We start from the raw sequence: 21606 nt of genomic DNA, 5'->3' as shown, positions 1-21606 counted from the left end.
CTGCGGTGACCGCAACGTGCCCGGCCGCTGGGGCTCGTGTCGGCTCCGGGACGCGGGCCGGGGTCAGGGAGTGTTCAGCTCCTCGGTCATCGCCGCGCGCAGACGCAACGTCGTCACCAGGCGCTGGAAGGCCTCCGCCCAGTAGCCACCGGCGCCCGGAGACGCGTTCTCCGGCTCGTCCGGTACGGCCAGCAGGGCGTCGAGGCGCCCGGCCTCGGACGGGTCCAGGCAGCGCTCCGCCAGGCCCATGACTCCGCTGAAACTCCATGGATAACTCCCCGCGTCCCGCGCGATGTTGAGCGCGTCCACGACCGCCCGGCCGAGCGGCGGCGCCCATGGCACCGCGCACACCCCGAGCAGCTGAAACGCTTCGGACAGGCCGTGCGTCGAGATGAATCCGGCCACCCACTCGGCCCGCTCGGCTGCGCCCAGGGTGCCGAGCAGCTTGGCGCGTTCGGCCAGTGACACCGCGCCCGGGCCGCCCGCCTCCGGTGCCGAGGGCTCCCCGAGCAGCGCGCGCGACCACTCGGCGTCCCGCTGGCGCACCGCGGCCCGGCACCACGCCGCGTGCAGTTCGCCCTGCCAGTCGTCCGTGACCGGCAGTGCCACGATCTCCCGGGGGGTCCGCCCGCCCAGTCGCCGCGACCAGGTACCGAGCGGAGCCGCCTCCACCAACTGGCCGAACCACCACGACCGTTCACCCCGGCCGGCCGGCGCCTTCGCCACGACGCCGTCGCGCTCCATGCCCGGGTCGCACTCGTGCGGTGCTTCGACGGTGATCGTCGGCGTGGCCATGGTCGGTCCGGTGGCAGCCCCCGTGGTGCTCGGAGCGGCGGTGGCTGTGGTGGCTCGGGTGGGCTGCATGTGGTCGATGGCGACGCACGCCTCCGCCCTGACCGCCATCCGTGCCGCGAGCGCCGAACCGGGCAGCGCCGACAGCAGCTCCGCCGCCGTCGCCCGGACGTTGCGGCTGCGGTCGGCCAGGGCCTGTTCCAGGAACGGCTCGTCGTCCGGGCCCAGGCCCGCGCGCAGGGAGTCGAGGAACATCAGCCGGTCCTCGGCCCGCTCCGTCGCCCAGGTCGTCGCGAGCAGTTCGCGCGCCGCGGCGGGGTCGCGAGAGCGCAGGGCGGACAGGAGGGCGACCCGTTCGGCGAACAGGCCCTCCTGCCACAGCTGCCGGATGCCGGCGTCGTCATCGAGATGCGGCAGGGCCGCTCCGCCGCCCGGTGTCGAGCGCAGGGCGAACCGCCAGTCCGGGTTCAGCCGGGCCAGCCACAGGGCCCGCGGCCCCCCGAACTCCAGCGCGGCCGGACGCAAATCGGTACGCCCCCGGGCCGCGTCCAGCAACGCGGGCAGCAGCTGCGGAGGCGGGGCAAAGCCACGGGCGTTGGCCGCGGCGAGCCACTGGGGCAGCAGCTCCGTCAGATCGGGCGCGGCGCCCCGGCGGCCGCCGCCGGACCCGCCGGGGCGGTCGGCCAGCAGGATCGCGAGTCTGCGGGCCGCCGCCTGCGGCAGCGGCGGACGCGGGTCCTTCGGAGCCGGTTGCGGACGCTCCGCCGCCCGGGCCGGACGCAGACCGGCCCGTCGTCGTACGGTCTCCACGGCCGCCGCGTCCAGCAGGGCCACCGGTGCGTCCGGGCCCGGACCGGTGCCCGGCGGGGTGCGCCGGTCCGTGCCCAGCAGTGCCGTGGTGACGAGCCCCTCCCAGGCGCCCGTCGCGGGCGCGTCCACAGGAGCGGATGTCCTGGTCATGAGCTTCCTTTCCGTGGGGCGCCCGGGGGTGGTTGAAGGCTCACCCTTACCGGTTGTCCCGGGATGCCTGAAAGATTCGTGGATTTGAGGGGAAGACGGGGCGGATCGGAGAGGCCGGGTCGCCGGTGCCGAGCGTCGGCGTCAGCGCCGGCGTCGGAGTCGGCACCCGCTCAGCACAGGGCTATCGCCTCGCCCGGGCCATCGGGCCAGGCCGTCAGCGGCGTGAAGCCCTGGTGTCCGCATTCGCCGAAGACCCGGACCGGGGCGCCGCCGGACAGTGCGACGAGCCGCCACAGGCCCGGCCGGGAACGCGCGGCGCGAGTGAGCGGCAGCGCCGCGTCCTCGTCAGCGTCCGCCAACTGCCAGGAGTCGCCGTCCGGGGTGGGGACGACCCGGTCCAGCGTCACCGGGACGGACTCCAGCCAGGGGTCGTCGCGCAGGGCGTCGCCGTAACGGGCGGCCGCCTGGGACGTCGTCATCCCCTGCGGGCGGATCGCCGTCGGCGCGGGCGGGGCGAACTGCTCGCCCAGGGCCACCCGCAGCTGCCCGGCGCCGGGGTAGGCGGACACCTCGGCCTCCAGCGTCAGCCCGACCGGCAGCGCCAGCTCCGGGGCGCGGCCCGCTGCACCGTAGGAGAGGAGCAGCACGGTGCGGTCCGAGTCGGCGCCGTACAGCCAGATACGGCGGGTCGTCAGGCGCGTGTCCGCCGTGTCGTACTGGGCGAGCACCAGCCAGCGGTCCCGCACCGGCGGTCCGTCCGCGGCGGCCGGCAGACCGATGCGGGAGCGGACCGTGGCGGCGAGGGCATCGGGCAGCCGCTCGCGGCGCAGCCAGCCCTGGCCGAGGAGATGCAGCAGCGCGCACTCCTCCAGCAGACGCACCGGCCAGCCCGGGCCGGTGGACGGTACGGCCCCCAACTCCCGGACGCGCGAGGCCAGGCCCTGTGCCTGGGCGTCGACCATGCGGGCCGCCGTCTCCTCCCACAGGCCGTACCCCGAGTGCTCCGCCGAGGCCAAGCCCCCGCGCAACAGGTCCGTCAGGCGCTGCTCCAGCTCCACCGCGCCCGCCGTGACCCGCTCGGCCCGCCGCTCCGCCCGGCGGCGCGCCGCCTCCGGATCAGCGGACCCGGACGGCGAACCGGAGCTGTCCCCGGCCTTCTTCTCCTCCGCGCGCTTGCGCCGCCCCGCTATCCACTGCCCCGCCCACCCCGGCGCCTCTCCCGTCGGCACCGCTGCGTCGCCGCCCGCCCAGAGCAGCAGCAGCCCCAGCGCGTGCTTGCACGGGAACTTGCGGCTCGGACAACTGCACTTGTACGCGGGCCCGGAGGCGTCCGCGATGTCCACGACCGTCTGATACGGCTTGCTTCCGCTGCCCTTGCACAGCCCCCACACCGTCCCCTCGTCGGAACTCCCCGCCTCGGACCACGGGCCCGCCGCGCCGAGTTTGCTTCCCGCTTTGCGTGATGCGGCGTCAGGCGCCAGTGCCAGCACCTGGTCCGCGGTCCAGCGCACCCCCTGCTGAGTCATGCCATCGAAGGTAGGTCCCACCACTGACAATCGGGTCCGCGAGCGGCTCCGGCTGGGTGTTTGCGCAGGTCAGAACGGATTGTCAGTGGTGTGGTGCAACGTGGATGCCAGATCCGAACCGGCCGAGCTGGAGGGGGACTCAGCCATGCCTGTGTCCGTAGAACCGACGTCCGTCGACCCGAGCCAGAACGGGTCCGCGCCCGCGAACGCGGGTACGGCCGCACCCGCGGACGTGACTGAGGCGGAAGCACTGCGGCCGCACGCCGAGGACGCCTTCGCCGGTGAACTCGCCGCGCTGGCCGCGCAGGACGACCGGCCGCGTCCGGCCCGCTGGAAGCTGTCGCCGTGGGCCGTCGCGACGTACCTGCTCGGCGGCACGCTGCCGGACGGCACGGTGATCACACCGAAGTACGTCGGTCCGCGCCGCATCGTCGAGGTCGCCGTCACCACGCTCGCCACCGACCGCGCCCTGCTCCTGCTCGGCGTGCCCGGCACGGCGAAGACCTGGGTCTCCGAGCATCTGGCCGCAGCGGTCAGCGGCGACTCCACGCTGCTGGTGCAGGGCACCGCCGGCACACCGGAGGAGGCCATCCGGTACGGCTGGAACTACGCGCAGCTGCTCGCCCACGGCCCGAGCCGCGACGCCCTCGTGCCCAGCCCGGTCATGCGGGCCATGGCCGAGGGCATGACCGCCCGCGTCGAGGAGCTGACGCGTATCCCGGCCGACGTGCAGGACACGCTCATCACGATCCTGTCGGAGAAGACGCTGCCGATACCTGAGCTGGGCCAGGAGGTGCAGGCGGTCCGCGGCTTCAACCTGATCGCCACGGCCAACGACCGCGACCGCGGGGTCAACGACCTGTCCAGCGCCCTGCGCCGCCGGTTCAACACGGTGGTGCTGCCGTTGCCGGAGAGCCCCGAGGCCGAGGTCGACATCGTCTCGCGCCGCGTCGACCAGATCGGCCGTTCCCTCGACCTGCCGGCCGCGCCGGACGGCCTCGACGAGATCCGCCGGGTGGTCACGGTCTTCCGCGAGCTGCGCGACGGGGTCACGACCGACGGCCGGACGAAGCTGAAGTCGCCGAGCGGCACGCTGTCCACGGCCGAGGCGATCTCCGTCGTCACCAACGGACTTGCCCTGGCGGCCCACTTCGGCGACGGCGTGCTGCGGCCGGGAGACGTGGCCGCGGGCATCCTCGGCGCGGTGGTCCGCGACCCGGCGGCCGACCGGGTCATCTGGCAGGAGTACCTGGAGACGGTGGTCCGCGAGCGGGACGGCTGGAAGGACTTCTACCGGGCCTGCCGGGAGGTGAGCGTGTGAGCGACACGGGGCGCGAGCTGCCGGGCGGGGTGCTCGACGGCGCGGTCGGTGGCGGCACGGGGTGCGGCCGTCAGAGGTGGGCGTGGATCGGGAGGGGGGCGACATGACGGGCGAGGAAAGGGCCGTGGGCCGGGCGGCCGGGGCAGGGCCGTTGCTGCTCGGGGTGCGGCATCACGGGCCGGGGTCGGCGCGGGCGGTGCGGGCGGCGCTGGCGGAGGCCCGGCCGCGGGTCGTGCTGATCGAGGGGCCGCCCGAGGCCGATGCCCTGATTCCGCTCGCCGCCGACGAGGAGATGCGGCCGCCGGTCGCCCTGCTCGCCCATGCCGTGGACGAACCCGGCCGCTCGGCGTTCTGGCCGCTGGCCGAGTTCTCCCCGGAGTGGGTCGCCATCCGCTGGGCCCTGGAACACGACGTCCCGGCCCGCTTCATCGACCTGCCGGCCACGCACACGCTGGCCTGGGGGAGGCAGGAGGGCGAGGCCGGAGCGGAGGGGGAATCCCCTCTGGACGCCGAGACGGCGGACAGCGAGGACGACTCCGGCCCCGGAGCCGGACCGGGGCCCGAACCCGGACCCGCCGACGTGCGGATCGATCCGCTCGGCGTGCTCGCCGAGGCCGCCGGCTACGACGACCCGGAGCGGTGGTGGGAGGACGTCGTGGAGCACCGGGGCGTGGGGAAGGGGGACGCGCTCGCGCCCTTCACCGTGCTCGAGGAGGCGATGGGGGCGCTGCGGGAGACCTACGGCAGCGGGGGACACGACCGGGACCTGGTGCGCGAGGCGTACATGCGGCTCCAGGTCCGGGCCGCGCAGCGGGACTTCGAGGACGGCGTGGCCGTCGTGTGCGGGGCGTGGCACGTGCCCGCCCTGCGGCGCAAGACCACCGTCGCCGCCGACAAGGCGCTGCTGAAGGGGCTGCCCAAGGTCAAGACGGACATGACGTGGGTGCCGTGGACCCACCGTCGGCTGTCCCGGGTGAGCGGCTATGGCGCCGGCATCGACTCGCCGGGCTGGTACGGGCACTTGTTCAGCGCCCCGGACCGGCCGGTCGAGCGGTGGATGACCAAGGTGGCTGGGCTGCTGCGCGCCGAGGACCGGCTCGTGTCCTCCGCGCACGTCATCGAGGCCGTGCGGCTGGCCGAGACGCTCGCCGCGATGCGCGGCCGTCCGCTGCCCGGCCTGAGCGAGACGACCGACGCGGTGCGGGCGGTGATGTGCGAGGGCTCGGACGTGCCGCTGGCGCTGGTGCAGGACCGGCTGGTCGTGGGGGACGTGCTGGGAGAGGTGCCGTCGACGGCACCGGCGGTTCCGTTGCAGCGGGACCTCGCCCGGCTCCAGCGCCGACTGCGGCTGAAGCCGGAGGCGCTGGAGCGGGAGTTGGAGCTCGACCTGCGCAAGGAGACCGACGCCGCCCGCAGCAGGCTGCTGCACCGGCTGCGGTTGCTCGGCGTCGCGTGGGGCGAACCGGCCGCCTCGCGGGGCAGCACGGGCACCTTCCGGGAGACCTGGCGGCTGCGCTGGGAGCCCGAGCTGTCGGTGCGGGTCGCCGAGGCCGGCGTCTGGGGGACGACCGTCCTGTCCGCCGCGACCGCCAAGGCCGAGGCCGACGCCGTCACGGCGCAGGGCCTCGCCGACGTCACCGCACTCGCCGAGCGCTGCCTGCTGGCCGAACTGCCCGAGGCCCTGCCCACGGTGATGCGGATCCTCGCCGACCGGGCGGCCCTCGGCACGGACGTCGGACAGCTCGCCCGGGCGCTGCCGGCCCTGGTCCGCTCCCTGCGCTACGGCGATGTGCGCGGCACGGACACCGGGGCCCTGGGAGAGGTCGCGGCGGGGCTGGCCGAGCGGGTCTTCGTCGGCCTGCCCCCGGCCTGCGCGGCACTCGACGCCGACGGCGCCGAGGAGATGCGGCGTCATGTCGACGCCGTGCACGGGGCAGTGGGGCTCCTGGGGGACGCCCCCGCGGCCGGGCAGGGTCACTTGAGAGCCCGTTGGCAGTCGGTGCTGCGGGTGCTGTGCGGGCGGGACACGGTACCCGGAGTGATCAGGGGACGGGCCGTGCGTCTCCTGTTGGACGACGGGGAGTTGGCGCAGGACGATGCGGCGCGCCTCATGGGGCTCGTCCTGTCGCCGGGCACGCCACCGGCGGACGCGGCCGCGTGGATCGAGGGCTTCGTCGGAGGAGGCTCCGGGGGCGGGATGCTCCTGGTGCACGACGAGCGGCTGCTCGGGCTGGTCGACGCGTGGCTCACCGGGGTTCCGGCGGAGGCGTTCACGGACGTGCTGCCCCTGCTGCGGCGGACGTTCTCGGCGTACGAGCCCGGGGTGCGGCGGACCCTCGGCGAACTGGTCCGGCGCGGGCCGGGGGCCGGGAGCGGCGCGACCGGGGCCGGCTCCGGCATACCCGGCTTCGCGGCGGAGCTCGACCCGGTGCGCGCGGACGCCGTGCTGCCGGTCCTGCGGCTGCTGCTCGGGCTGGACGAAGGGGCAGAACACATCGGCAACGACCTGGTGGGGGTGGCGGGATGACGACCGACGGACTGAGGCGGCCGACGCCGAGCGCGGAAGCGGGAGACACCGACGGGGACGGGGTGCGGGCGGAAGGACGGCCGACGACGGCCGTGCCGGTGATCCCACTGTGGGAACGGCCTCGCAAGGGAGGGCACGGATGACGGCCGAGGTGACGGATCCGGCGCAGGAGCGGTTGCGGCGGTGGCGGCTCGTACTCGGAGGCGACGCGGCGGACGGCACCGGGTGCGAACTCTCCGGGCGGGACGCGGCGATGGACGGAGCGCTCACCGCGCTCTACGGAAAGGGGGAGAAGCCGCAGGGGGGCCGGGACCGTTCGGCGGGGCTCGGGGCCTCGGCGCCGTCCGTGGCGCGCTGGCTCGGGGACATCCGGACGTACTTCCCGTCCTCCGTCGTACAGGTCATGCAGCGCGATGCCATCGACCGGCTCGGTCTCGCCACGCTCCTGCTGGAGCCGGAGATGCTCGAGGCGGTGGAGGCCGACGTGCACCTCGTCGGCACGCTGCTGTCGCTCAACAAGGCCATGCCCGAGACGACGAAGGAGACGGCACGGGCCGTCGTGCGCAAGGTCGTCGAGGACCTGGAGAAGCGGCTCGCCACGCGCACCCGCGCCACCCTCACCGGCGCCCTCGACCGCAGCGCCAGGATCAACCGGCCCCGCCATCACGACATCGACTGGAACCGCACGATCGCGGCCAACCTCAAGCACTACCTGCCCGAGTACCGAACGATCGTGCCGGAGCGGCTCATCGGGTACGGGCGGGCGTCCCAGTCCACGAAGAAGGAGGTCATCCTCTGTATCGATCAGTCGGGATCCATGGCGGCATCGGTCGTGTACGCATCGGTGTTCGGAGCGGTGCTCGCCTCGATGCGGACGATCTCCACGCGACTCGTCGTCTTCGACACGGCGGTCGTCGACCTCACGGACCAGCTCGACGACCCCGTCGACGTCCTGTTCGGGACACAGCTCGGCGGCGGCACGGACATCAACCGGGCGCTCGCCTACTGCCAGTCGCAGATCACCCGGCCCGCGGAGACGGTGGTCGTGCTGATCAGTGACCTCTACGAGGGAGGCATCCGGGACGAGATGCTCAAGCGGGTCGCGGCGATGAAGGCCTCGGGGGTGCAGTTCGTGACGCTGCTCGCCCTCTCCGACGAGGGGGCACCGGCGTACGACCGGGAGCACGCGGCCGCGCTCGCCGCCCTGGGAGCACCGGCGTTCGCCTGCACGCCCGATCTGTTCCCCGAGGTGATGGCGGCGGCGATCGAGAAGCGTCCGCTGCCGATACCGGATGCGGCGTGACGGGGCGGCGACTTGTCGACGCATCGTCGTCCCACTTCGGTCGGCAAAAGGGATATGACTGACCATCAGTGGGGAAGGGCTTGCGTAACCTCCGCACTCCCGTGCGAGGATCGGCGCCTGCTCGGCGGTGCGTCGCGCTGCGCCGGGCGGTACCGCGTTGTGCCGACTCGTTGCCCGTGACGCGTGATGCGTTCGGCACTTGTTCCGTAGCACGGGAGGAAGCTCCCCCTCTTGATCTGGTCAGCAGCCCTGCCCGGTGCCGCCGTGCGCATGCCGCGCACGGCGGCCGGGTGGCGTGTGCTCCGGGTGGCACTGCTGGTGGGCGGAGTGCTCGTCATCGGGCTCCTGTGCGGGCAACGGGCGTACGCGGCGGACGGCGTACGGGCGCTGACGGACGCCACGGCCGGGCGGATCGGCTCGCCAGGCCCTGGCTCCGTGTCCGGAGCCGGTAGCGCTTCCCTCGCGGGGGTCGACGCGGCGCCCGCGGGGGAGCGGGTCGTGCGGATGGCCGGTGATACGGGCGCGGTGGTGCGCAAGGGGCGGGCAGAGGTGCGGGCGAAGGATCCGTCCTCGGCGCCTTCCTCGTCCTCGTCCTCGTCGTTGCCGTCGCCGCCACTGTCGCTGCCCTCGCCGTCGCTGGCGTCGGCATTGCCCAAGCTGCCAGTGCTCTCAGAGCCGCCCGCACTGTCCGACCCACCAACGGCACCGGCACTGTCCAAGCCGCCGGCTCAACCGAAGCCGCCGGTCCAACCGAAGCCGCCGACGCTGCCGAATCTCCCCGCACCGCCCGAGTTGCCCGCACTGCCCAAGCTGCCAGTGCTGTCGGACCTACCCGACCTCCCGGATCTGCCCGACCTCCCGGATCTGCCAGACTTCCCGGTCCTGCCAGGCCTTCCCGCCCTGCCAGGACCGTCGGACCTCCTGCCCCCGCCCCCTACCGGCGAAGTCACCCTCCCGGAAGTGCCCGGTCTTCCCGGTTCTCCCGGCCTGCCCAGTTCCCCCGCACTCCCCAGTCACCCCCTCCCCACCGCCCCGGTCTCGGCCGACCCGCAACCGGGCAGGACGGCGCCGCCCCCGGTCGACATCCCTGACCCCGTCGGGCGGACCGGCGCGGCGGAGGTCGTCGCAGCGGGGTCGGACATCGTGGTGCGCGGCGGCGACCAGCACGCCGCCGGCCGAGCAAAGCACGCGGCCCACACCAGACGCGCGGACCACGCCGGCCCGTCCGCCCACGCCGGACACGATTCGGGCGGGTACGTGCCCGCAGGGCGGCCTGACGGCACGCTCGGCAACCGGTCCACGGCCGACAGCGGCACGTCGCGCCACGGCGACGCGTACGCCGTCACTCTGAGCCACCGGGCCCCGCTGAGACTCCTGCCCCTGCCGCGGCCCGCTCCCGCACGGTCGGCACCCGGGACGTGCACCGGGACATCCCCGTCTTCCCCGGCTAGCACGAGCGGCCAGCCGCTCTCGGTGTCGCTCCTCGGACACCTCCCGCACTCCGGACTCCGGACTCCGGACGCTCGCCCCACCGACTCCACGAGACATCGCCTCCGGGCGGTCGAAAACCGTCGGTCGTCCGAGGCCGAAACCTCGTGGATGGGGTCGGCTGGTCCCCATTGGGGTGGGGACCAGCCACCCCGCACCCCGCAGAGCCGGGGCCTGAACTGGGCCTTTGTGCTCCTTCGGGGATGTCAGAAGGGCCTCACCGGGTCAACCCCAGCCCGGTGAGGTCCCTCACCTCCGGCACGCCGTGCCAGAGAGCGCGGCATCATGTGACAGGTATCACCGCTCAGGTGTGACCCTCGATTTAGAGGCCCCCCGCAAGCAGCGATAACCTGCGAGACGGACATGCCGCGCGCTCGGACACCGTGTGCGCCTCCCTTGTGACAGACAGCGGACGTCACGTTGCCCTCGCGGCACGCCCACGCAGACAACGAACCGCGAGATCACTGATAGGGACGGAAGCGCGTGGACCTGTTCGAGTACCAGGCGAGGGACCTCTTCGCCAAGCACGATGTACCGGTGCTGGCCGGTGAAGTCATCGACACGCCTGAGGCGGCCCGCGCAGCCACCGAGCGCCTCGGTGGCAAGTCCGTCGTCAAGGCCCAGGTGAAGGTCGGTGGCCGTGGCAAGGCCGGCGGCGTGAAGCTCGCCGCCACCCCCGACGAGGCGGTCGAGCACGCGACCAACATCCTCGGCATGGACATCAAGGGCCACACGGTCCACAAGGTGATGATCGCCGAGACGGCCCCGGAGATCGTCGAGGAGTACTACGTCTCCTTCCTCCTGGACCGTGCCAACCGCACCTTCCTCTCCATCGCGTCCGTCGAGGGCGGCATGGAGATCGAGGAGGTGGCGGCCACCCGCCCCGAGGCCGTCGCCAAGACGCCGATCGACGCCAACGAGGGCGTGACCGAGGCCAAGGCCCGCGAGATCGTCGAGGCCGCCAAGTTCCCGGCCGAGGTCGCCGACAAGGTCGTGAACGTCCTCGTCAAGCTGTGGGACACCTTCATCAAGGAGGACGCCCTCCTGGTCGAGGTCAACCCGCTGGCCAAGGTCGCCTCCGGTGACGTCATCGCCCTGGACGGCAAGGTCTCCCTGGACGAGAACGCCGAGTTCCGCCAGCCGGAGCACGAGGCCCTCCAGGACAAGGACGCGGCGAACCCGCTCGAGGCCGCCGCCAAGGCGAAGAACCTCAACTACGTCAAGCTCGACGGCGAGGTCGGCATCATCGGCAACGGCGCGGGTCTCGTCATGAGCACCCTGGACGTCGTCGCCTACGCCGGTGAGAAGCACGGTGGCGTCAAGCCCGCCAACTTCCTCGACATCGGTGGTGGCGCCTCCGCCGCCGTCATGGCGAACGGCCTGGAGATCATCCTCGGCGACCCGGACGTCAAGTCCGTGTTCGTCAACGTCTTCGGTGGCATCACCGCCTGTGACGAGGTCGCCAACGGCATCGTGCAGGCGCTGCAGCTGCTCAAGGACAAGGGCGAGGAAGTCACCAAGCCCCTCGTTGTCCGTCTCGACGGCAACAACGCCGAGCTGGGTCGCAAGATCCTCTCCGACGCCAACCACCCGCTGGTGCAGCGCGTGGACACCATGGACGGCGCGGCCGACAAGGCCGCCGAGCTCGCGGCTGCGAAGTAAGGGACGAGGGACTAAACAGCCATGGCTATCTTCCTCAACAAGGACAGCAAGGTCATCGTCCAGGGCATGACCGGTGCCACGGGCATGAAGCACACCAAGCTCATGCTGGCCGACGGCACCAACATCGTCGGCGGCGTGAACCCCCGTAAGGCGGGCACGTCGGTCGACATCGACGGCAACGAGATCCCGGTCTTCGGCACGGTCGCCGAGGCGATCGAGAAGACGGGCGCGAACGTATCCGTCCTCTTCGTCCCGCCGGCCTTCGCCAAGGCCGCCGTCGTCGAGGCCATCGACGCCGAGATCCCGCTCGCGGTCGTCATCACCGAGGGCATCGCCGTCCACGACTCGGCCGCGTTCTACGCCTACGCCGTGTCCAAGGGCAACAAGACCCGCATCATCGGCCCGAACTGCCCCGGCCTCATCACGCCGGGCCAGTCCAACGCCGGCATCATCCCGGGCGACATCACCAAGCCGGGCCGCATCGGCCTGGTGTCGAAGTCCGGCACGCTGACGTACCAGATGATGTACGAGCTGCGGGACATCGGCTTCTCCTCCGCCGTCGGCATCGGTGGCGACCCGGTCATCGGGACGACCCACATCGACGCCCTCGCCGCGTTCGAGGCCGACCCCGACACCGACCTGATCGTGATGATCGGTGAGATCGGCGGCGACGCCGAGGAGCGGGCCGCGGCCTTCATCAAGGAGAACGTGAAGAAGCCGGTCGTCGGCTACGTCGCGGGCTTCACCGCGCCCGAGGGCAAGACCATGGGCCACGCCGGCGCCATCGTCTCCGGCTCCTCCGGCACGGCCGCCGCGAAGAAGGAGGCCCTCGAGGCCGCCGGCGTCAAGGTCGGCAAGACGCCGACCGAGACGGCGAAGCTGGCGCGCGCGATCCTCGCCGGCTGAACAACGCCGTAACGCGCACTGCTGGGCCCGCTCCCCGTACGGGGAGCGGGCCCGCTGTCGTGCTACCGAGGCTGCGGCATCAGCCGGCCCGCCCCTCGCTGCTCCTCCTCGCGCAGCTTCGCCCGCAGCTCCCGCTCCGACTCCGACAGGGGCCCGGGCGCGGCCGGTGGCGGCACGTCCTGGACGGTCTCGCCCTGCGGCACCGGTGGCTCGTAGCGGGCGGGGGCCGTGCGGGCGGTGAGGGCCGTGACTGCGATCAGGGTGATCGTGAAGGCGATGGCTGCCCGGGTCCACAAACGCGCCCGGCGTTCCCCGGCCCGGCGCACCACCAGTGGTTTGGCGGCCCGCAGCCGCTCGATGGAGGCCAGTCCGACCAGCCGCCAGTGGAGCACCTCCGGGTCCGCCAGCTCCGGCAGCCGCTCGGCGACCGCCTCCCGCGCGTGCATCAGCCGGTTCGCGGCCGCGCGGCTGCTCGCCTCCGTCTCCGCCGCCGTCTCCGGCAGGCCGAGACCGACACCGTCGTACAGCAGCAGCGTGCGGCGGTACGAGGGCGGCAGTTTCAGCAGCGTCTCCAGCAGCGCGCGGTCGACCGCGTCGGGGGGCGGCGGCTCGGGATACCGGTGGCGAGGACGGAACCGGTGCCACGGAGAGAGGGCGCAGTCGTAGGCCACCGCCCGCACCCAGCCCGCCGGGTCGGGGTCGCGGGCCACCTCCGGCCAGCGCTGCCAGGCGATGTGGAAGGCCCGCTCGACCGACTCCCGCGCCAGTTCGCGGCGGCCGGTCAGAAGGTAGGTCTGCCGGACGAGCGCGGGCGCGCAGAACGCGTACAGCGCGTCGAAGGCCTGCTCGGGGCTCAGCGCAGCGGTCACATCGTCCGGCCGCCGCAGGGCCGTTGCCCGGTCGGGGCCGGGGCGCCGGTCGGTGACGGTGGAGTGGCTGCGGTCGGCGACGGCGACGGCAGTGGTGTGGCGGTGGTCGGCGACGGTGGTGTGGCGATGGCCGGCGGCGGGGGCGCGGCTGTGAACGCTGCCGGGGTCGCGGCTGTGTTCGATGGCCGAGGTGCGGCTGCGGTGGCCGACGGTGGTGCGGTCCTGGTCCGTGCCGGAGGTGCGGCCCCGGTTCCTGCCGGAGGCGCGGTCGTGGTCTGAGGCCGAGGGGCGGCTCAGATCGCTCGCGGCGTCGCCCCCGCGCTCCGCATGAGGCGGTGTCACTTCCGCCTCCGTCCCGAGTGAGTTCAGCAGCTTCGCGTACTTCTCCCCTTTCCGGCCGCGCGGCGTCGAGCGGCCGGTCTCCCACCCGCGCACCGTCTCGCTGGTGACGCCCACCTGGGAAGCCAGTTGAGCCCGCGTCATCGAGGCGGCCTCGCGCAGGCGTCGGCGTTCCTTGGGCGGCGGGAGCGGGATGGCTGGGCTCTGTGTCACAGGGCGCCCCTCCGTACGGAAAAATACATAAACGTATATTGAGCGACACATCGATGGTTCGCCTGTTACGACGGGAAAGCGCGTGTCGTTGGGAGCATGGCGGGCGTGATCGACATGACCGCTCGCCGACGTCCGGCCTCGCCCCTGTTGACCCGCATGCGCGACCGTTCGCCCGGACTGACCGGCGCCCTCACGGGTGGTGCGGTCGCGGCGGGCCTCGGGCTCGCGTCGTTCGCCGTGCCGGCGATGCTGCTGTGGATCACCTCGCCGTACCCGGACAGCGGGCCCGGCGGCGCGCTGCACGTGGCGGCGGCGCTGTGGCTGCTGGCCCACGGAGCCGAACTCGTCCGCGCCGACACGCTCGCCGGCGTCCCCGCCCCCGTGGGCGTCCCGCCGCTGCTGCTGCTCGCGCTGCCGGTGTGGCTGCTGCACCGGGCGGCGAGAGATGCCACGGACGGCGGGGCGGGGGGCGAGGCCGACGGCAGCGCCGAGGACATCGTGGAGCCGGCGGACATCGAGGTGGTCGCGGAACCGCCGCCGGTCTCGGCCCGCATCGCCTGGACGGGCGTCGTCCTCGGCTACCTCGCCGTCGCCGCGCCCGCCGCCCTGTACGCCGCCGGCGGTGCGCTGCGGCCGTCGTGGCTGTGGACCGGGGTGTACGTGCCGCTGGTCGCCGTGGTGGCCGCCGGAGCGGGCGTGTGGTCGGCGTACGGCCGTCCGGGCGGGCCGCTGCGGCTGCTGCTGGGCGTGCTGCCGGCGCGGGTACGGCCGCTGGTCCTCGGGCCGGACGGGCGCCCGGGTGTCGCCGCCAGGGCGGCGGCCGCCGGGACGGCGGTACTCCTCGCGGGCGGTGCGCTGCTGGTGGCGTTGTCGCTGGTGGGGCACGGCGCGGCGGCCCAGGCGGCGTTGCTGCGGCTGACGGAGGGGTGGTCGGGGCGGTTCGCGGTGCTGCTGCTGTGTGCGGCCCTGGTACCGAACGCGGCGGTGTGGGGCGCCGCCTACGCCCTCGGCCCCGGCTTCGCCCTCGGCGTCGGCCATGTCGTCAGCCCGCTGTCCTCCGCGCCGGCTCCGTTCCTGCCGCCGTTCCCGCTGCTGGCGGCGGTGCCGGAGGCGGGTGAGGGGCGGCTGGTGCACTGGGCGGCGGCCGGGACCGTGCCGGTGGTCGCCGGGGTGGTCGTCGGCTGGGTCGTGGCACAGGAGGCGGCCTCCGGGGAGGGCGGCGGGACGCGGCCGGGCGGCGGGCGGGGTGTCGTCTGGTCGCCGGGGCGCACCGCCCGTGCCGCCGCCCTCGCGGCCGTGCTGTGCGCGGCCGTGCTCGCGGGGCTCGCCGCGCTGGCGGGCGGGCCGCTCGGGGTCACCGTCCTGGCCCGCTTCGGGCCGGTGTGGTGGCAGGTGGGTACGGCGACACTGGCGTGGCTGGTGCTGGTGGCCGTCCCGACGGCGATGACCGTACGGGCCTGTCGATGCCGGGCGCCCCAGGCGGACGGGCCGAGTATCGGCAAACAGCGGGACGAACCGGCCGGGGGCGCCGCGCGGGGCGGACACCTACGGAAGGGCTCGCACCGCCGGGGTTGGTTCACCCATACCAAAATCGCCGGGATCGCCGGAGTCGCCGGGGGCGCCCTGGACGGTGCCTCCCCGCCCGACGGGCCAGCCAAGCCGAGGACCTCGTCCGCCACACCGGACGCCCTCCACGCCTTCCACGGCCTCCGGGACCAGGACGACACCCCATTCGAACCGTACGACTTCCTGCCGGCCGACCCGGCCCCCGAGCCCTACGACGTCCTGCCCCCGCCCGACCCCACCGCCGGGCCGGACACCCCCTGAAGCAGCAGGCCGCCCGTCAGCCGTTCGTGCCCAGCAAGCCCCGCAGCTCCTTCGGCAGAAGCTCGGTGCAGGACTGCTTCGCCTCGTTCGTGAGGGCGTCGTTCGTGCAGGTGTAGTAGTCGCGGTAGACCAGCTGGGCCGTGAAGGACGCGGCGACCAGGGCGATGGCCAGGGACGCCGTGACCAGGCCGCTCACCGCGGCGGTCGTCTGGGGGCGGCCCTGCTGCTCGGGGGCCGGGGAGTCCGGGTCGGGCCTGCGGGGCTTGGCGCGCAGGGCGCTGATGCCCCAGTAGAGGGCGAGCGCGCCCAGCAGCAGCGCCACGTACGGCCAGCTGAAGAGGGCGAAGAAGAAGGCCCACATGCCCGACAGCAGCGCATAGCGCGCGCGGCGCTGGGCGGGGTCCGTCGGGTCCCAGCGCGGGTTCGGTCCGCCCTGAGGGCCGCCGCCCTGGCCCTCGGGTCCGCCGCGGGGGCGTTCGCCGAAGCCGCCGGAGGAGCGGCCGGGCTGCCGGTCGCTCCACTGCCTGCCCCAGGGCGCGCGGTCGTCCTCGCCGTCGTCCTGGGAGTCGTCACCCGACGGGCGGCGCGGCTGCCAGGGCCGGTCCGGGGTGCCCTCGGGCGGCGGGGCGAACGGATTGTCCTCCTGGGAGCCGCGCCGTCGCTCGTCGCCGCGGTCGCCGTCCGACGGCGCGTCGGGTGGTGAGCTGGGGCGCTCCCGCAGCAGCACGCTGCCGCGCTCCCCTCCCTGCGCCGACAGCTGGGGGAACGTGAGGAGTCGCAGGCTGCGGTCCGGCATCAAGTGAGCGTCTTCCCGTTGATGAGTAGGAACGAGTGGGTGAGCAGGAATGGGTGGACAGAACTGAACGGTGTCGGACCCGGGTCCGACACCTCTTGAACGCATCACGTGCGGACGGCGTTCCCGAACCGGCTCCGCCCAGACGCTACCTTCCGGCCATGCCCCCGTCCCGTGGGGGCCGCCCGGTGTGCCGGTATCGTTGCTGACGGTCGGCCGGTTCGTAGGCTTCCCCGTATCCGGGGGCGCGAAGCATTCGTATGAATGTACAAACGCCATGGCGCTACGCCAGGTCCGGCCGCCTGGACAGACACTCCCCCGAGAAAGGCCCCCACCGTGGCCGCCAAGCCCGTGGCCCAGCGCGCCAAGCGCCTCGTCGTGCTGGTCTCCGGATCCGGAACCAACCTTCAGGCGCTCCTCGACGAGATCGACGCCGCCGGTGCGCAGGCGTACGGGGCCGAGATCGTGGCCGTCGGCGCCGACCGCGAGGGCATCGAGGGGCTGGCCCGCGCCGAACGCGCCGGGCTGCCGACCTTCGTGTGCAAGGTCAAGGACCACGGCAGCCGCGAGGAGTGGGACGCCGCGCTCGCCGAGGCCGTCGCCGCCTTCGAGCCCGACCTCGTGGTCTCCGCCGGGTTCATGAAGATCGTCGGCAAGGAGTTCCTCGCGCGGTTCGGCGGGCGGTTCGTCAACACGCACCCGGCACTGCTGCCCAGTTTCCCGGGGGCCCACGGCGTACGGGACGCGCTCGCGTACGGCGCCAAGGTCACCGGCTGCACCGTCCACTTCGTCGACGACGGCGTCGACACCGGCCCGATCATCGCCCAGGGCGTGGTCGAGGTCCGGGACGAGGACGACGAGAGCGCTCTGCACGAGCGCATCAAGGAAGTCGAGCGAAGGCTGCTCGTCGAGGTCGTGGGGCGCCTCGCCCGCAACGGCTATCGCATTGAGGGACGAAAGGTAGTTATCCAGTGACCGCCGAGAGCAACAAGCGGCCCCTTCGCCGGGCGCTCGTCAGCGTCTACGACAAGACCGGTCTCGAGGAGCTCGCGCGCGGGCTCCACGAGGCCGGGGTCGAGCTCGTCTCCACCGGCTCCACCGCTGCGAAGATCGCCGCCGCCGGCGTCCCCGTCACCAAGGTCGAGGAGCTGACCGGCTTCCCCGAGTGCCTGGACGGCCGGGTCAAGACACTGCACCCGCGCGTGCACGCCGGCATCCTCGCCGACCTGCGCCTGGAGGACCACCAGCGGCAGCTCGCCGAGCTGGGTGTCGAGCCGTTCGACCTCGTCGTCGTCAACCTCTACCCGTTCCGTGAGACCGTCGCCTCCGGCGCCTCGCCCGACGAGTGCGTGGAGCAGATCGACATCGGCGGTCCGTCGATGGTCCGGGCCGCCGCCAAGAACCACCCGTCCGTCGCGGTCGTCACCAGCCCCGCCCGCTACGCCGACGTGCTCGAGGCCGTCCGGGGCGGCGGCTTCGACCTCGCCACCCGCAAGCGGCTCGCCGCCGAGGCCTTCCAGCACACGGCCGCCTACGACGTCGCCGTCGCCTCCTGGTTCGCCTCCTCCTACGCGCCCGTCGACGAGTCGCAGTTCCCCGACTTCCTCGGCGCCACCTGGGAGCGCGAGCACACCCTGCGCTACGGCGAGAACCCGCACCAGCCCGCCGCGCTGTACGTCTCCGGCACGGGCGGCCTCGCCGAGGCCGAGCAGCTGCACGGCAAGGAGATGTCGTACAACAACTACACGGACACGGACGCCGCCCGTCGTGCCGCGTACGACCACGCCGAGCCGTGCGTCGCGATCATCAAGCACGCCAACCCCTGCGGCATCGCGGTGGGCGCGGACGTCGCCGAGGCGCACCGCAAGGCGCACGCCTGCGACCCGCTGTCGGCGTTCGGTGGTGTGATCGCGGTCAACCGCCCGGTCAGCAAGGAGATGGCCGAGCAGGTCGCGGAGATCTTCACCGAGGTCATCGTCGCGCCGGACTACGAGGACGGCGCCCTGGAGGCCCTCACCAAGAAGAAGAACATCCGCGTGCTGCGCTGCCCCGACGGGCCCTCCGCCCCGGTCGAGGTCAAGCCGATCGACGGCGGCGCGCTGCTCCAGGTCACCGACCGGCTCCAGGCCGACGGCGACGACCCGGCCAACTGGACGCTGGCGACCGGCGAGGCGCTGGACGCCGACGAAATCCAGCAGCTCGCCTTCGCCTGGAAGGCCTGCCGCGCGGTGAAGTCCAACGCGATCCTGCTCGCCAAGGACGGTGCCTCGGTGGGCGTCGGCATGGGGCAGGTCAACCGGGTCGACTCCGCGAAGCTGGCGGTGGAGCGGGCGGGCGCCGAGCGTGCGCAGGGCTCCTACGCGGCCTCCGACGCGTTCTTCCCCTTCCCGGACGGCCTGGAGATCCTCACCGAGGCCGGTGTGAAGGCCGTGGTCCAGCCCGGCGGTTCGGTCCGTGACGAACTGGTCGTCGAGGCCGCGCAGAAGGCCGGCATCACGATGTACTTCACCGGGACGCGGCACTTCTTCCACTGAGAGCGGCGGCGGAGGGGGCCGGCGGCGCCGCCGGCCCCCTCCGTACGACTCAGCCGTCGACCTCGTACCGCCCGACCTCCAGGAAGTACCGAAGCTCCTCCGGAGTGCCGTCGATGGCGTCCTCCGCGGCGGCCCGGAGCGCGTCGCTGATCGTCGGGTCGGCCAGGATGCGGGCGATGGCGACGCGGTCGTCCTCGGCCTGGGCGAGGCGGTAGCCGGTCTCCAGGAACGCCCGCAGGGCCTCCGGGGTGTTCACGTCGAGGGCCTTGCCCGCTTCCCGCTTGACGCCCCGGCCGGAGTCCGGGTCGGCCAGGATGCGGGCGATGGCGACGCGGTCGTCCTCGGCCTGGGCGAGGCGGTAGCCCGTCTTCAGGAACTCCCGCATGTCCTCCACGGTGCCGTCGAGGGCCTCGTTGGCCTCCCTGACGACGCCTCGTCCGCTGTCCTCGTCGGCGATGATGCGGAGGATCGCGATCCGCAGATCGTCCTCCGACATCTCGTCCACCGGCGTGCCGTCCGTCCCCGCCGTGGCGGTCACGGCGGGGGCCGCCGGGGCCGCGCCGGCCGCGAGGGCCGGGGTGGCGAGCAGGAGGGCCGGCGTCAGGACGGCGGCGACGATCAGGGCACCGCGGGTGGGTCTCATGCGTGAACCTGCCTAAGGGTCGCGGGAGTTGCTGAGGCCGGGTGCTGCCAGGCGGGTGCCTGGGCCCGGTGCGGACATCCTCACATTCCCCGGCGCGCGAGGCGCGCCTTTTCTCAGGTCGAGGAGCGCAGCGCCGCCCACGTCCTGGGGCCGACCTTGCCGTCGGCGTCCAGCCCCTTGTCACGCTGGAAGCCGCGTACCGCCGCGGCGGTGTCCTTGCCGAACTGGCCGTCCAAGCCCGCGCCTCCCACGTCGTAGCCGCGCTTGGTCAGCATGCACTGCACCTGCACGACGCGCTGGCCGCGGTCGCCGCGCCGGGTGAGTTCGGTGCCGGAGTAGTAGCTGCAGTCGGTGAGCCACGGTGGCCCGACCGGGGCGGTGGGCGTCTTCGGTGGTTCCGTGGCGGAGGGCCGGGGCTTCGTCGTCTTCGGCGGGGGAGCGGGGGCGGTGGTACGGGTGTCCGCCTCGGCCCCGTTGCCCGAGGGGCTCGGCGTGGTGCCCGTCGTCGTCCCCTCGCTCTGCGGGACCTGCCTGGACGGTGAGGGGGAATCCGGGCGGTCGGAGCCCGGCGGGGACGTTTGGACGTGACCGTCGCGGGACGCACGGGCCGTGGGCGCGGCGGAGCCGGTGTCGCCGGCCGACGAAGGGCGGGTGGCCAGAAAGGCCGTCAGGGCGACGGCGCACACGGTGAGTACGGCGGCGAGGGCGGCGTACGGCGCCAGCCGCCGCCTGGCGGAAGTCCCGGCCGCCGGTGTCGCCACCGGCGTACCTCCCGCTTCCGGCGGCCCGAAGCCCGGCTGCCCCGCCGCCGGTACGCCGGCCACGGGCGCCGGTCCGGCCGGTCCGAATCCCGGCCCCGCAGGCGCCGGATGCCCCACCGCCCGCTGCACCCGCGGCGGCGGTAACGGACTGTCCCTCAGCGCCTCGTAAGCCTGTTGCCGGGCCAGGATGCGGCTGCCCAGCGGTTCCTGCCAGGAGACGGACCGGGGCCGGGCCGAGGCCGCCTCGACCAGGTCCCCGGGGCCGGGGCGCAGGGCCGGGTCCTTGGAGAGGCAGGCCGTGAGGAGGGCGGCGAGGTCCGGGTCGGCCTTCCGCACCTCCGCCATGACCTCCGCGTTCGGTTCCTCCGAGGCGATGCGGTGCAGGACGTCCACGCCGGTGCCGTCGCCGAAGGGGGCGTGCCCGGTGACCGCGTGGACGACCGTGCTCGCGAAGCAGAACACGTCGGAGGCCGTGTCGCAGCGGCCGTCCCTGAGGTACTCGGGGGACATGAAGGCGGGCGTGCCGACGCGGTTGCCGGTCGTGGTGATCGCGCTGGCGTCGACGGCCTGGGCGATGCCGAAGTCGACGACGTGCGCACCCTGTGGGGTCAGGAGAACGTTGGACGGCTTGAAGTCCCGGTGCACGATCCCGGTCGCGGCCAGCGCGCCGAGCGCCCGCCCGAGATCGGCGACCAGCCGCCAGGCGTCTTCCGGTGGCAGGACACCGCATTCCCGCACCGCCTCCGCCAGGTTGAGACCGGGTAAGTACACGGTCGCCATCCACAGCAGGTCGGTGTCCGGCTCGAAGCCCGTGCCCAGCAGTTCCGGCGTGTAGGGCGCGCCCACCCGCGCGTGCACGGTGGCCTCCCGCTCGAACCGCCGCCGGAAGGGCGCGTCCTCGGCGTACTCGGGCCGGATGACCTTCACCGCGGCGAGCCCGGGCGTCCCGTCCCCCTGGCGCGCCAGGTAGACCCGGCCCATGCCGCCGCTGCCGAGCAGTCCCAGCGGTACGTACGGTCCGACCCGCACCGGATCGGCGGGCCGCAGCGGCACCGCACCGGTCTGCGTGAACGCGGCGTCTGACATGGATCCCCCGGCCGTGGTCCTGGCAGCGACGCCGGAAACGGTACCCGAGGCGGGCT

Annotated in this window: 14 protein-coding genes; 8 read left to right on the top strand and 6 right to left on the bottom strand. The window is 73.6% G+C overall.

Annotated elements, in window-relative coordinates:
• Nucleotides 1–63 precede the first annotated feature (63 nt).
• Both GTY47_RS06875 and GTY47_RS06870 read right to left on the bottom strand, forming a co-directional pair.
• Nucleotides 64–1752 carry a DUF5691 domain-containing protein gene (locus tag GTY47_RS06875; protein ID WP_029180941.1) on the bottom strand — a complete coding sequence of 563 codons (1689 nt, stop codon included), beginning with the start codon at nt 1750–1752 and terminating at the stop codon, nt 64–66.
• Between the two features lie 170 nt (nt 1753–1922).
• Nucleotides 1923–3278 carry an SWIM zinc finger family protein gene (locus tag GTY47_RS06870; protein ID WP_040902776.1) on the bottom strand — a complete coding sequence of 452 codons (1356 nt, stop codon included), beginning with the start codon at nt 3276–3278 and terminating at the stop codon, nt 1923–1925.
• A 145-nt stretch (nt 3279–3423) separates the two neighbouring features.
• On the opposite strand from GTY47_RS06870, the gene GTY47_RS06865 reads away from it, so the two are divergent.
• The 5 genes from GTY47_RS06865 to sucD all read left to right on the top strand — a co-directional run bounded on the left by GTY47_RS06865 (nt 3424) and on the right by sucD (nt 12485).
• Nucleotides 3424–4599, top strand: a complete 1176-nt coding sequence (locus tag GTY47_RS06865) for an AAA family ATPase (RefSeq protein WP_010036428.1) — start codon at nt 3424–3426, stop codon at nt 4597–4599.
• A gap of 103 nt (nt 4600–4702) precedes the next feature.
• Nucleotides 4703–7126, top strand: a complete 2424-nt coding sequence (locus GTY47_RS06860) for a DUF5682 family protein (RefSeq protein WP_010036426.1) — start codon at nt 4703–4705, stop codon at nt 7124–7126.
• A 139-nt stretch (nt 7127–7265) separates the two neighbouring features.
• Complete coding sequence (locus tag GTY47_RS06855; protein WP_010036424.1) at nt 7266–8429, top strand: VWA domain-containing protein; 1164 nt, start codon at nt 7266–7268, stop codon at nt 8427–8429.
• A 1971-nt stretch (nt 8430–10400) separates the two neighbouring features.
• A complete protein-coding gene (gene sucC / locus GTY47_RS06850) occupies nt 10401–11579 on the top strand; it encodes an ADP-forming succinate--CoA ligase subunit beta (protein WP_010036417.1) in 1179 nt (392 codons plus the stop codon).
• Between the two features lie 21 nt (nt 11580–11600).
• On the top strand, nt 11601–12485 hold the full coding sequence (gene sucD / locus GTY47_RS06845; RefSeq protein ID WP_010036416.1) for a succinate--CoA ligase subunit alpha: 885 nt from the start codon (nt 11601–11603) through the stop codon (nt 12483–12485).
• Between the two features lie 62 nt (nt 12486–12547).
• Here the strand turns inward: sucD and GTY47_RS06840 are convergent, their stop codons facing one another.
• Nucleotides 12548–13906 carry a helix-turn-helix domain-containing protein gene (locus GTY47_RS06840; RefSeq protein WP_010036412.1) on the bottom strand — a complete coding sequence of 453 codons (1359 nt, stop codon included), beginning with the start codon at nt 13904–13906 and terminating at the stop codon, nt 12548–12550.
• Nucleotides 13907–14002: 96 nt separating this feature from the next.
• Between GTY47_RS06840 and GTY47_RS06835 the strand changes: the two genes are divergently transcribed.
• Entirely contained in the window at nt 14003–15733 is a 1731-nt protein-coding gene (locus tag GTY47_RS06835; protein ID WP_010036410.1) for a DUF6350 family protein, read from the top strand.
• Between the two features lie 16 nt (nt 15734–15749).
• Here the strand turns inward: GTY47_RS06835 and GTY47_RS06830 are convergent, their stop codons facing one another.
• Nucleotides 15750–16529 (bottom strand): hypothetical protein, encoded by a 780-nt coding sequence (locus tag GTY47_RS06830; RefSeq protein WP_010036408.1) that lies wholly within the window; start codon nt 16527–16529, stop codon nt 15750–15752.
• Between the two features lie 333 nt (nt 16530–16862).
• On the opposite strand from GTY47_RS06830, the gene purN reads away from it, so the two are divergent.
• Both purN and purH read left to right on the top strand, forming a co-directional pair.
• Nucleotides 16863–17501, top strand: a complete 639-nt coding sequence (purN, locus tag GTY47_RS06825) for a phosphoribosylglycinamide formyltransferase (RefSeq protein ID WP_010036405.1) — start codon at nt 16863–16865, stop codon at nt 17499–17501.
• Entirely contained in the window at nt 17498–19060 is a 1563-nt protein-coding gene (gene purH, locus GTY47_RS06820) for a bifunctional phosphoribosylaminoimidazolecarboxamide formyltransferase/IMP cyclohydrolase (protein ID WP_010036404.1), read from the top strand. The genes purN and purH overlap by 4 nt, the downstream gene beginning before the upstream one ends.
• 49 nt (nt 19061–19109) lie before the next feature.
• Here the strand turns inward: purH and GTY47_RS06815 are convergent, their stop codons facing one another.
• Both GTY47_RS06815 and GTY47_RS06810 read right to left on the bottom strand, forming a co-directional pair.
• A complete protein-coding gene (locus tag GTY47_RS06815) occupies nt 19110–19703 on the bottom strand; it encodes an ALF repeat-containing protein (RefSeq protein ID WP_010036403.1) in 594 nt (197 codons plus the stop codon).
• Nucleotides 19704–19816: 113 nt separating this feature from the next.
• Nucleotides 19817–21550, bottom strand: a complete 1734-nt coding sequence (locus GTY47_RS06810; RefSeq protein ID WP_010036400.1) for a serine/threonine-protein kinase — start codon at nt 21548–21550, stop codon at nt 19817–19819.
• Nucleotides 21551–21606 lie beyond the last annotated feature (56 nt).

The sequence above is a fragment of the Streptomyces sp. SID5464 genome (genome assembly GCF_009862985.1).
Classification (GTDB): Bacteria; Actinomycetota; Actinomycetes; order Streptomycetales; family Streptomycetaceae; genus Streptomyces; species Streptomyces chartreusis_D.
Note: the sequence above shows the minus strand (reverse complement) of the source record. Positions and strands in the feature narration are given on the sequence as shown.

What these genes read in the sequence shown, in the direction of transcription:
- sucD (WP_010036416.1), top strand. Translation starts at nt 11,601, where the DNA reads ATGGCTATCTTCCTCAACAAGGACAGCAAGGTCATCGTCCAGGGCATG.
- GTY47_RS06865 (WP_010036428.1), top strand. Translation starts at nt 3,424, where the DNA reads ATGCCTGTGTCCGTAGAACCGACGTCCGTCGACCCGAGCCAGAACGGG.
- GTY47_RS06835 (WP_010036410.1), top strand. Translation starts at nt 14,003, where the DNA reads ATGGCGGGCGTGATCGACATGACCGCTCGCCGACGTCCGGCCTCGCCC.
- GTY47_RS06810 (WP_010036400.1), bottom strand. Translation starts at nt 21,550, where the DNA reads ATGTCAGACGCCGCGTTCACGCAGACCGGTGCGGTGCCGCTGCGGCCC.
- GTY47_RS06815 (WP_010036403.1), bottom strand. Translation starts at nt 19,703, where the DNA reads ATGAGACCCACCCGCGGTGCCCTGATCGTCGCCGCCGTCCTGACGCCG.
- GTY47_RS06830 (WP_010036408.1), bottom strand. Translation starts at nt 16,529, where the DNA reads ATGCCGGACCGCAGCCTGCGACTCCTCACGTTCCCCCAGCTGTCGGCG.
- GTY47_RS06855 (WP_010036424.1), top strand. Translation starts at nt 7,266, where the DNA reads ATGACGGCCGAGGTGACGGATCCGGCGCAGGAGCGGTTGCGGCGGTGG.
- GTY47_RS06870 (WP_040902776.1), bottom strand. Translation starts at nt 3,278, where the DNA reads ATGACTCAGCAGGGGGTGCGCTGGACCGCGGACCAGGTGCTGGCACTG.
- GTY47_RS06860 (WP_010036426.1), top strand. Translation starts at nt 4,703, where the DNA reads ATGACGGGCGAGGAAAGGGCCGTGGGCCGGGCGGCCGGGGCAGGGCCG.
- GTY47_RS06875 (WP_029180941.1), bottom strand. Translation starts at nt 1,752, where the DNA reads ATGACCAGGACATCCGCTCCTGTGGACGCGCCCGCGACGGGCGCCTGG.